The sequence below is a fragment of the Tepidibacter aestuarii genome, from assembly GCF_934924865.1.
GTDB lineage: Bacteria > Bacillota > Clostridia > Peptostreptococcales > Peptostreptococcaceae > Tepidibacter_A > Tepidibacter_A aestuarii.
On record NZ_OW235315.1, the window covers coordinates 3,231,348 to 3,244,321 of the forward strand.

Sequence of the window (12,974 nt, forward strand, 5' to 3'; positions counted from 1 at the left end):
TTAAGGAGGATTTTATTATGAAAAAATTAGTTGCAATGCTTTTATGTAGTATTTGTTTTTTATCATTTACTTTAGTAAGTTTTGGAGAAGAGATTAGCTCTGAACGTAATGACATTGAATTAGGAAATACTCGAATTAATCGTTCTAAAAGATCGGCTGATTATCTTGCTTCAACAGATTGTAAAATAAATTTTTATTACAAAAACGGAAAATTAGTAGTGAGTGGACATACAGAAGCTTATGATGATGTGGACAATGTATCTATTGTAATTTATGTTCAAAAATATGATGAAAAATCAAGAAGATGGAAAAATATTTATACAATATCAGAAAATGAAAGAAATTCAGATTCTATAAGATGCTCAGAGTCTTATACTGTTCCATCCGGAAAATATAGAGCTCAGTCTTATCATGAATTAAAAGAAGGTTCTTCAAAAGAAACCGAAAGAAATACTACAAAAACAATAAGAGTAAATTAAAAGGGGCTCAGCCCCTTTTAATTTACTCTTATTTCAATGATTTTATAATATTTATAGCTTCTTCTTTTGATATAGAATAATTTGTAGTTATACAATATTTTACTCCAAAAGAAGACCACATGATTTTAAACTTTCTATTATTTATATTAATTAATGTATAATCTGTATTTCTTATTTTAAAGAATTCTATAGTAGAATCTTTAGCTACGGTTATTACTTCACTCGATTCATCACCTTCTAAATTCTGAATAAATTCAATATTTCCTTTTTCATTGACATAATTTAGTATAATTGTATACTCGTTCTCAACCATTGCCTCTTCTAATTTATAAGGTAATTCTCTAAAATCAAAATCTATAAAATTACTAGCTTCTTCAATATTATTTATTTCAATAGATGAATCATCAGTTTCGTCATATTCTTTTAATTCTTGTGAAGAAGATTGTTCTTCTATGCTTATACTTCCTTCTGTTTTTTCATCTATATCCTTTGTCTTAAAAATTTTCCATGAATATGATTGAGTTGATGAAAAAGAGTTTATCATCATTAAAGAAATAGTTATTATAGCTGCTATTGAGGCTATTCTCTTATAACTTTTCTTATTTTCTTTTTTGCTTTTTTCTAATCCTTGTAGTTTTCTCCATTCAAATTCAATTTCACTGTTTGAAATCTGTACGTCTTCTACATCTTCTTTTAAAATTTCTTTTATCAAATCATCCATTCTATCTTCTTTATTCATTATAATCACCTTCCATCTTAAGTAGATTATATAGTTTTTCTTTTGCCCTATTTACTCTAGATTTGACCGTATTCACATTTAAATCTAGCTTTTCAGAAATATCATTATACGATAATTCATTATAATACCTCATAAAGATAACTTCTTTATATTTTACATCTAATTCTGATATAGTGTTTCTAACTTTTTGTCTAATATGTTTTTTGTTTATTTTATCTATTACCTCATCTTCCATATTTTCAGATATCAAATTTAATTTTTCATTATCATCTACTAAAGTTATCCTATTGTTTCTATTAACATAATTCTTAGCTATATTAAGTCCTATCCTACATATCCATGGCTTAAACTTATCTATCTCATCTAGATTGTCATACTTTTCAAAAGCTTTAATATATGCTTCATTAGTTAGTTCTTTAGAAACTTCTTTATCCTTTGTAAAATAATAAATCGTTTTAAAAACATCTTTATAATAGGTTTTATACAAAATATGCTTTTGATCTTTACTTAAACTTTTGGATTTATTGCTACTTTTTAGTACCGCCAATTTGAGACCTCCTGTTTAGAATATTATTTTCCACAATATTTAATATTTAACAACAATATTCTTAATTTACCATAATATAGAAGAAATAAAAACCCTCCAAAAGTTTTACTTTACATAAAATAGATACCTCTTTATATATATAGACCAATACAATCTAAAAAAGTTTCATTTTACCTTCATCTTAATATCAAAATAACTAAAAATTCTTTTTCTCTCAAACGATCTACTCCAATAAGGCTAATATAAGTCATACTCATATCTTCGCATGACTCAAATTAGCCTAGTATATTTGGTGTACTAAATAGCCATGGCAAGTATAAAGCGCCTCCTAATCAAAGATTACTTAGCTTAACACTAGCCTAATAACAGCATTATATAAAATCTAAATTTCACATATAGCAAACTTCACTATAGATATAGCTATCGCTATTGTTGGCCTGCTCTCGCAGGCCAAATTTATTTTTCAAGTTATCTCAATATCCCTCGCACCCTAGTGTCATCTTCCTACACTCCGATTATTCAAACAAATTTTTTACTCTAGAGATAAATAATAGGGTCAAAATTTCTTTGCATAATCTCCACTTCGTCAGAAGAAATCGCTAATACGAGGAGTGTTCTCAAATTATAGCCTTTAGGCTGTGCTTTTTAGCTTATAGAAGCTTGTCTGTGGCGATTTTGGTTTTCAATCGACTAAATTAATTAGCGACAACTTGTCGCTTGTATATAAGCATAATTAAAGCCTAGAGAGCTATTCTCTAGGCTTTGTATATTTGAAGTGCAACTGCACTAGCTTCTTTAATATTTTGATTCTTAGTATTTTTATATAAATACTCTATATATTGTTTATCCTGAATAATGTCTTTAAAGCTTTTTCCTTTGTATTTTCCGAAAGGAATGATTATATTAGGTACTTGATTTATTAGGTCCTGATTCTTGCTTATATTCTCTTTCTCTAATGTATCAACTATTCTTTTAAAGTCTGATATTCTTATGTCTTTTATTGAGCTATAGCCCATATCTTCTATCACTTCATGTATTTTTTCATGTGATGCTATGGCAAATAGTTTCTTTTGTTGATTCCTATTGATAACACTGTCCTTTATCTCAACTACGTTATTATCATTAGCTGTCGCTATTTCATTCTTATCATTATAAGACGGATATTTCAGGAAACTTTTTTATAATTTTATATATTTACTTACTGTACCCTTTGCAATTCCTAGTTCTTTAGCTATTTCTATTTGTTTTAATCCTTGATTATATAATTCTTTTACTTTTTTTATTTTCTCTATCTTTTCTTTTTCTCTATTAGTTAACCCCTGCTCATTGAACTGTTGGCTATGACCTTTTTACTTAAACACAATACTTCAAAACACTATCTAATTGAAATATATTATATTTTCTCTATAATCTCTTTGTAAATCCCTTTCTAAAAATTCCAAGAACCTAACAAGCATTGCAGATGCTTCAGCTCTTGACATAACCTTGTTTGGATTTACCTTGTTGAATTTATCTCCTTGGATAAGACCTATTTCTTTTGCCATGTATATACTATCTTTCGCCCAATAAGGTATTTCCCTATCATCAGAAAAACTAGTATAATATCCTGGTGTTGGTGCCTTATTCTCAAATCCTAAAGCTCTTACAAATATAGTTATAGCTTGAGCTCTTGTAAGATTATTATTTGGCTTGAATTTATTATTCTCACCGTGTATTATTCCTTTTTCATATCCACTTTTTACATACTTATAATCATCATCTTTAGTATCTAAATCTTCAAATACACTTTCTTCAGGCGGTTCCCTTCTGGATCTTCTCTTAGGTTCTTCTATGTAAGTCCTTATATCACACGCCCTTATAACACCTTTAGTAAATTCCATTCTGTTCATAGGTAGATCAGGAGAGAAAAACTCACCATTCTCATCAAATACATCAAGAGAATACAGCTTCTCTATATAACTTTGAGCCCAATGCCCACCTAAATCTCTAAATTTAGGAACTATAAGTCTTTCAAGTTTCGGAACCATAGTTTTATTAAGCTTTACTGTTCCTTTATCTCTTTCATCGTCATCTATTTCTCCATTATCAATCTCTGGAAGATCATACTCATATCTAGATACCATCTGCTCATTAGTAACCCTCATATGCCCCCCATTAAAGCTTGAAAAATTAGCTTCATTATCAGAGTACTTTAAAACCTTAGTTGTACTATCTGATACAGATGCTTTAATATGACCTTCCCAAGATCCATCTGAATCATCTGGTTTTATATTTCTTATAGAATAATTTATAATCTGAGTTTCACTATTTCCCCAGAAGTTTTTATACCCTACATCTTGCCCAGAAATATCTATTATAACCTCACCTTGATCTTTATTAACCTTATAATACTTTCTTCCCTGCATATTTCCATTATAAAAATCAGATGCGGGTCTATTATCTATAACATCAGACTTTGACAATTGAAAATCCTCAAGTTCATACTTATCCTCACCTATTGTAACCTTCTCACTATATCCGGTTATAGAACTTTGCTCTATAGTCTGACCCTTATCATCCCTTTTATCAAGAAGAGTCTCAACCTTAATCTTCCTACTAAGCTTCGCATCCTTATCTTTATTCTCAAGCTTAAAAGAATAACTAACGCTCTTTTCAGTGTCCTTAATTCTCTCAGAAACCTTTATCTCACCCTTTACAACAATAGGCTCTCCACTTATAAAAACAACTTCTTCATACTCATACTCATTATTAACACCACCTGAAAATCCAGGAGGAGCAGCCCAAATATTCATAGGACTAAGCACCATGGCCGTAACAAATATAAATGCCAAAAATCTTCTCATTCTTCTCCTCCTTTCAATCTTATACTCTCTAAATTTTTATACTCTAATCCGCTAACCATAAATTTGGAATTTATATTAAATTGGAACTCGTTCCAAATATATTGTTTCCTCCTTATATGTTCTTGATAAGGAAACTATAATTTGTCTTAGCGGAAATTTAATATAACTCTCTAATTCTGCCTATTAGTACTCACCAGAAATTTGGAATTTATATTAAATTAGAGCTCGTTTCAAATATATTGTTTCCTCCTTATTATGTTCTTAATAAGGAAACTATAATTTGCCGTAGCGAGAATTTAATATAAATTTTAAATTTCATGCATTAAGCACAAGAGGTTACTTAACTATAAGCACTTTAGAGTATAAATCATCCCTAACCATATAGACCCTATCTCCAACTTGTATATCCTCATAGTTTATATGTTTTCCATCCTTAATAATTACACTCTTATCTATGCTTACATTTATAGATACTTTCTTTAACATCCAAGATTCTTTTCTTTCGCTCCAATCTTTTGCATCTTGGATCTTTATAGACCATCCTATCTTAGAATTATTTTCAAGAGATTCAACCATACCTATAGTAGTTCTTTGTCTAGATAGAGAGTCCATCTTGTCATTTACATAAATAGAACTTATTCTATCTCCGTCAGTATATATATATCCATAATAGTTTTTATGATCTGCATCTAGCGATGAAAATTCATTTATTGTAAGCTTCTTATCATTTATTAAATCGTATATATACGTATCTTCATCATAATATAAATCTTTTTCAGAATCAAACGATTCCCATTCATTTTCATTTAAAACATTAAAATTATCTATTTTAACTGAGTAAATATCTATCTCCTCAAGTTTTGAAGTATATATATAGTTTTGACCTATATTAGAATTATTAATATCTTCATTGTATATATAAACTACATCTGCTGATAAAGAATTATTTCTTCCTTCAGCTACTATGAATGCATCTGACTTTGAATTTATAGAGTATTTATCTACAAGCCTTGAATTCTTTATTATTATAGTTCCATCATTAAGAGATATATTTTTTTTATTTGCAAGCTCGAATTTATCGCTATAGAAATTTATATCTTCTATTTTATCTGAAAAATTGTATTCATAAGAATCCTTTACAACCATTCTCTCTATTTTTTCTGTTCCAAAAAAGTCTTTTACAACTAAATAAACAGTTTTTCCTGTGTAATATTTTAAATCGCTGTATTCTATTTTAGATCCATTTGAGTATACAGGAACTTCGTTATTGTAAGGAACAGTAGTGTAATTATTTACTTTTTCCCATTTGCCATTTTTTAAAGTTTGTACATTAAAAAGTGTTATATTTTCTGATATATCATCAGTTGATTTCATTACAGCTTTATATAAACTCTTTATGCTGGTGTATTTATCATTTATGTCTATCTTATTTACTGTATTTGAATCTATTGTATCAAATAAAAATCTTACCTTATCTCCTACATATAAAGTATTTAAAGATGTAATTTGTCCATTCTTAGTTACCTGTGTTGCTGGTGTTGTGTAAAATATTTCTTCATCTCCAGTTATATACTTTAAAGTTATTTGGTTTCTGTCTATTTTTTGAATAGATCCACTTCTCATCTTAGAACCCTTAGGTATATATCCTGTATTTTGAGTTGAATAACTCTCTATGTAATCTATTTTCCTTCCTCTAAGAGTAGCATACACTTCCATTCCAGGTTTAAAATCTATAAGAGTTGCATCTCTGTTGTCTATTATATATACTACATCATCTGTAAAGTTCAATGTATGAAGAGTACCATCGTACTCTTCAATTTGAACTGTTCCATCTAATACATCCTTTATATAACCCTCTATATACTTATCTATATACGGAGAGAATTGATCTGCGTGAACCAATGTGCAAAAGCTTAACACAAATATAATTGTTAAAGATAATATTCTTCTCATAATCTACCTCCTACTACCTATAATTGAATATCTTCCAAGTCTATTTACTGGAGAGTTAATAGAAGTAGAATAATTGTCCATTCTCTGCTTTACATAAGTCCATTCACTTTTGTATTCATCGTATCTTCTAAGAGATATATTTCTCATTCTTCTAAGATCCGCTTTTGCAGAGTCAAAATCAAGAGATATCTCCATATTGTTTTTTAGATAATCTATACTAGTATTATCTGCTCCAATGAATACATCAGCCTTTAACTCATACTCATTAGATAAAGAAGTTGAGTCATTCTTTTGATTAATTCCTATTTTAAACTTAACCCCTGATTTATCTTTATCTTTAGCTTCATAAAGCTTTGATACATTAAATGCAGTAGGATTAAACTTTACATACATATCACTTAAAATTACTCTTATATCCTTTGCTAAATAGCTCGTAGCAACCCTTGCTGGTATGCTTATAACTACTTCTTTTGCTCCTGCATATTCTCCTTTTGTAAGATCTATAACAGTTTCCTTCTCATCATAATCATCTGTTCCAATAAGTACATTTACTGTATCGCCTGATCTATTTATAACTGTTTTTTCGTTTATTTCTCCATCCTTATCATCATATCCTGAACCTGATTTAGTAGTTACTTCATTACTTTTTGATGATCCTTTTGATAATCCAAATTCTCCTATAGCCTTTATTATGAATCTATAGTCAGTCTTTGGTTTTACATCTCTGTATATAAATGTAGTTAAGTCAGTAGTTCCAACAAGGTACATTTCCTTATCATCCTCTACTGCATATATTTCATAAGATGTTGCATCCTTTACTTCATTCCAATTTATTTTTATATACTTATCGTATATAAGCTCTGCGTTTACACCTGTTGGTGCGTCTATTTGATCTATTACATAAACAACATCATATATATTACTTCCAGCTTTATCTGGATTTACTATCATAACACCTTTAGTTCCTAGTTTTCCAGGAGGAGTTGTAACTTTTAGATTCTGAGAGTCTATAAACTCAACATCACCATCAGTTCCAGATACTAAAACATAGTTCTTTCCATCTATAGTTATTGTATCTGTATCAGAAGCTGTAGCCTCTTTAAGAACAGGACTAAATACAACTCTTGCTCCAGACATGAAGTCATTTCCTTTTATCTGTATTTCTTGTCCTCCATCTACGAATATTGTAGATATATTTATAGAATTATCCTTTGCATCTACTATTTGAGTTATATCAGGATCACTCAAATATGTATATTCAACAGAATTTGAAATTTCTCCATCAGGATTTTCTATCTTAACATCTACAGTTTTTGGATCATATTTAGGAGTTATTACTTCTATAGTTTTATAATCTATAAACGTAATATCTTCTTCAGGAACCTTTTTTTCTCCAAAGTATACAGCTATTTTCTTAGGTTCATATCCTTCCATCGTCTTTCTAAAATCAAGACCTTTTATAACTACCTTGTCTCCTCCTTTTGATAGACCTTTATCTGGAGTTATCGAATCTATCTTTGGAGAAGTTTCTCCTTTTGTGAACATTATATATATAGGTATTGTTGGTTCATCAGAACTTGCAAATGCTCCATCTTCATTTTGAACTACTACTTTATGAAGCTTTCCTACTTCACTTTCATCTACAGCATCTATTTTAAATGTAAGCTTATTAGGAAGAGTTGGAGTTATATTAGCATAATCAATTTCCATTACATCTCCTATAGATATCTTTGCATTCTCTCTAAAATCAGATCCTATTACACTTATTATACTTCCGCCTTTATAGTTTACTTTAACTACTTTAACGTCTTTTCCATTGATATTATCAGGTACAGAAGGTTGACCATCTCTAGTTATCTCAGTAATCTTAGGGAAACTATCTGGATTTTTGTATTCGAATTCTCCACTTGCTTCACCTTTATCTGGATTTATTATAGTTACAGGAACTTTTCCTATTGTGTAATAAGAAGGAGTTTTAACTTCTACTTGTCCACTATTCAAAAGATTAGTTTCTGGAGAATATCCTCTCTCAACTATAATTCTTCTAGCATATGCATCTATTTTTATCTTTACAAGTTCATATCCTGGATATTTTTCAATTCCTGAACCATCGTTATGAACTAATACGTCTCTAAGAGATACATATATTTCTTCATCATTGTAATTTATTATTTGAGCTGTATAGTCTTTATCATTTACTCTAGCAGTTAAATTTATCTTTTTATTGTTTTTATCAGATGAATCATATTGGACCTCAAGATCTCCAACCTGAGTATTTCCTGTAGTTCCAATTATTGTACCAGCATTTAATTTTCCAGCATCTATAGAAATATTAGATATATTCACATCATTTATATCTCCAAATCTAACTACAGGCATTTCCTTTTCTTCAGCTTTTGATACATCTAATTGTGTAAGTACTTTTATCTTAGTACTATTAAACTCACTACCATGTATTTCTATATTATCTTCACCTTTTTTCTTACCTATGTTAGGCACTACCTTAGTTATTACAGGTGATGATGATTTATATGTGAAATTAACTTTATTTGACGTTCCAAAATCATTATTAAGTACATATACATCTACATCTCCCTTTTCTCCCACAGGAACTTCCACAGATATATATCCATCAGAAAAATCTACTATCTCAGCTGTGTTTTTTCCAAAATATATTTTAGGAAGTATATTTCTATAATCTTTAGATGCTCTTTCTTCTTCACTCATGTCAGGATCTAGATTTTCATATTCAGTCTTTAATGCCTCATACTCATCTTTATTTTCAAGGTTATCCCATTTATCATTACCATTTAAGTCCTGGTATTTTTCACCATAATCATAACGTCCATTACTATTGGTATCTTCATAATTTTCGCCTTCATCATACTGTCCATTACTATTAGCATCTTCATACGTTTCCGCTTTATCATATGCAGCATTTCCATTAGTATCTTCATATGGTTCAAAGTATCTAAAATCTGTTCCCCATATTTGAATCTTATCTCCGCCAGCAGCACTAGCTGTATTCGGAAGTATTTTAGTTATTTGAGGATTACTTGTAGGGATAACATAAGTAAATCCATCTTCCTTTGAGTAATTACCTCCATCTGAGTTAGTAACTACAACTGGAACTGTTTTTCTATCTCCATCTATTTCTTCTTTAAGATTTCCTGGATATTTTGGTATTATAATAGTTATTTTGTTTCTATCTGTACTTATTACTACCTCTTTAGGGTCTGCTTCCACTCCGCCTATGAATATCCTAGATTTTATATCTCCATTTGATTCAAAATCAGAACCATAAATATACGCTGTATAACCACCTTCAGTCGAGCCTCTGTCGGGTTCTATACTTACTATAGTAGGATTTTTCTTTGGAGTTTTATAGTAATAAAATCCTTGAGTACCTGTTCTTTTATCATATTGCGTATCCGGATTTTGAACTGTAAGATCGTACCATTTTTCAACATCCAGCATAGGAACTGTAAAGTATATTTCATTTTTATTAATTACTTTAACTCTATGTCCTGTTATAACATTGTCTTGTACAATATATGGAGTTTTTAAATGTAACTCTTTTATATTAGAAGTATCTCCAGTTTCTGTTATCTTTATTTTGTCAGTATACACATCTATATCGTATTCTTTCCCTGAATCTAATAGAGCTCTAAATTTATCATCAGAAATTTGTTTTGTAACTGTATAATTTTCATCTTTTCCATTTGATAAAGTTATATCACCCTTAGTATTTATATCGAATGTATAAAAAGAATTCCCTGTCATATTTATAGTATCATTTTCTGATAATATAATGCTTTGGTAATAATCTCTTATATTTGGCTTATTATTATCCATATATATTACTTTATTAGTATCTAATGATTCATAATCGCTTAGTATTATTTTATTGTTAGAATCTTTATTGTAACTATTTATATCTTCATCTCCAATAAGTATTCTAGTTCCAATAACTTTAAATATATTAGCACCATCTATATCAGATGTAGATGGTTGTGGTTTTAAGAAATTATCTCCCTTTACAACAACTAAAGTTCCATTACTTCCTTTGTTAGGAGAAAAAGAAATTATCTTTGGGTCTGTATAAGTTGTAACATATATAAATTCAGATATAGCTATTGCACCACTTGGGTTCATAACTTGAATCTGAGTACTTCCCTCTCTTCCAGGAGGAGATTTAAATGTTATTTTCTTTCCATCTCCCTCTCGATTAATTCCACCAACTTCTTTACCATCTATAAATACTTTAACTCCTCTATCAAAGTTATTTCCTTCTATTACTACGTTTTCTCCACCGTCTACAGTTACAATATTTGGCTTAACACTATTAATAATAGGTTTATCACCTGCCACTACAAATTCTACAGCATCCGTTTTCAATGCCGATAGACCTTCTGTCTCTTGATGTTTTACTGGGTTTATAACTTTTACAAATGTCTTACCTATGTTAGTTACAGATGAGTCTTTAGGTATTTTAACTATTATTCTAGTTCCTATTTCATTTCCTTGACTTCCGTCTAGTTCTCTTCCATATCTATCAAATATTTTAAGATATAAGTCTTCATTAGAATCTAGCCCATTATTGTTTTTATTAAGTCTTATATCATTTCCAATTTCAATTACTGGATATCGTACAACCTCGGTTCCATCATCTTTTGTATACTTATGTATTAAAAATCTATTTCCTTCTATCGAAACTAGCATATCTTCTTTTAAATCATACTGTATTGGAGATATTTTCTCTACTTGTATCTTATCTGGTGTTATATAGTTTACCACAGGAGTCATTGTACTAGCTATATATGTATACGATTTAAGGAGCTCAGCTCTGTCTTTTATAACAACATCACTTTTTCCATCTATTTTTATAGTTGTAATAGTTTCTATAACAACATCTTTAACAGGATCATCTTCAGCATCAGTAACCTGAGGTGTTATTATACTTATCTTATCAAGTGCATTAGTAAAACTATTCTCATATTCTGTTTGTGCCTTATTTGTAGCAAATGTAGCTATACCCCCTACAATTACTTTTACTTCTCTAGTTACAGAAGTAACAGTATCACCTTTGTAAGTTCCTCCTTTATAAACCCCATCACTACCTTTACCATAAGTTATATCTAATATCTGATCACCAGATACAGGATCCTGAACATCTATTGTATTCTCATTTAATTTTAAATCTGGTATGTTAAGAGTTCCAAAGAATACCCCAGATATTTCAGCCTTAGATCCAGTATCTGGTCCTGAATCTGGTGATATAGATACTACTTTCATCTTTTGCTTAGCATCTATTATTGTAAACATTTCTGGAAGAACATAGCTCTTTGTAACATAATCTTCTGGATTTTTACCCTCAGGTATTTTATTAGTTATTACAACATAATATTCTCCATTTTCTATTACATCTTTTCTATAATTTGGTAGATGAGTTTTTAATAGTTGTTTACCATCTACATCAGGTTTAAATGTCGTATCTACACCCTTGTTATAATCAGTAAACTTATTACTTAAACTCTTAAGAAAAAACACATCATAATTATCAAGTCCAGAATCAGCAGTGAATATAACTTCATCCCCTATTTTTGATGAAGTACCTGCCTCTCCTCTGTTTGGATTCATAACTAAATTAGTTGCAGTTATCTCATTTATAAGTCTAAACTGCTTTGGATAAGTATTCCTAATAGTTAATTTCACTCTATTTTTTCCAACATTAGGAGATGATGTATCTGTAATTTTTAGAGCATTATTATTATTAAAATTTATATATGTATCTTCTTCTTTTTTTACAACTATATTTTGGAATCCTGGAGTACCACTTAAAGGACCAGTTACTACTTCTTCAGGCTTATTAGGTGGTACTAACGGAAGATCCGTAGGACCTCCTGCTTGAGTTTCATTTTGATAATATGCACTATAACCAGGAGTCCCTATCTTATCTAAATTAGATCCATTAATAGTAAGAGTGTCAACACCAGCTTTTATGTTTCTTTTACTTATATTAGAAAACGATGGTATTCCACTTTGGTCAATAGGTATAGATACACTTCCAACATCTATACTATTTCCTACTATATCTCCTTCAACTATAAATTCAACTACGGAATCAGTATTTGGATCTGCATTTTTAAATTCCTTATATCCAAAATCTGTATCAGTACCAACTGCCACCCCTTGCAAATATCCTCCATGTACAGTAAGTCTTGTTTGTTTAACAGTATATCCATATTCTTCATAAATTTTAGTAATAGTTATGTAATCTACATAATATTTATCTGAATCATATGCATATATTTTCATATCATGCCACGGCATCATCCCAAACGCCATCATAAACACAAGAATAAAAGATGTAACTCTTTTAATCCAATTAATACGTTTCATATTCCCCCTCC

The 12,974-nt window shown here is 29.6% G+C and carries 7 protein-coding genes and 1 pseudogene; 1 reads left to right on the forward strand and 7 read right to left on the reverse strand.

The features are described from left to right. The first annotated feature begins 17 nt into the window (after positions 1-17). Positions 18-479, forward strand: coding sequence for a DUF6147 family protein (locus M2214_RS15750; RefSeq protein ID WP_248480897.1), 462 nt, complete (start codon positions 18-20; stop codon positions 477-479). A 28-nt stretch (positions 480-507) separates the two neighbouring features. Here the strand turns inward: M2214_RS15750 and M2214_RS15755 are convergent, their stop codons facing one another. From M2214_RS15755 to M2214_RS15780, 7 genes and pseudogenes are all read right to left on the reverse strand, one after another. Then, positions 508-1,218, reverse strand: a complete 711-nt coding sequence (locus M2214_RS15755) for a DUF4367 domain-containing protein (RefSeq protein WP_248480905.1) — start codon at positions 1,216-1,218, stop codon at positions 508-510. Continuing rightward, positions 1,211-1,765, reverse strand: a complete 555-nt coding sequence (locus M2214_RS15760; protein WP_248480914.1) for an RNA polymerase sigma factor — start codon at positions 1,763-1,765, stop codon at positions 1,211-1,213. Before M2214_RS15760 ends, M2214_RS15755 begins: the two co-directional genes overlap by 8 nt. Positions 1,766-2,520: 755 nt before the next feature. After that, a complete protein-coding gene (locus tag M2214_RS15765) occupies positions 2,521-2,793 on the reverse strand; it encodes an exodeoxyribonuclease X C-terminal domain-containing protein (protein ID WP_248480916.1) in 273 nt (90 codons plus the stop codon). A gap of 150 nt (positions 2,794-2,943) precedes the next feature. Then, positions 2,944-3,063: pseudogene (locus tag M2214_RS18470) on the reverse strand (helix-turn-helix domain-containing protein); the annotation flags it as partial. Between the two features lie 81 nt (positions 3,064-3,144). Then, the gene (locus tag M2214_RS15770; RefSeq protein ID WP_248480918.1) at positions 3,145-4,608 is read right to left on the reverse strand and encodes an S-layer homology domain-containing protein; all 1,464 of its coding nucleotides are present in this window, start codon (positions 4,606-4,608) and stop codon (positions 3,145-3,147) included. A 336-nt stretch (positions 4,609-4,944) separates the two neighbouring features. Continuing rightward, a complete protein-coding gene (locus M2214_RS15775; protein ID WP_248480920.1) occupies positions 4,945-6,561 on the reverse strand; it encodes a hypothetical protein in 1,617 nt (538 codons plus the stop codon). 3 nt (positions 6,562-6,564) lie between these two features. Further along, entirely contained in the window at positions 6,565-12,963 is a 6,399-nt protein-coding gene (locus M2214_RS15780; protein WP_248480929.1) for an IPT/TIG domain-containing protein, read from the reverse strand. Positions 12,964-12,974 lie beyond the last annotated feature (11 nt).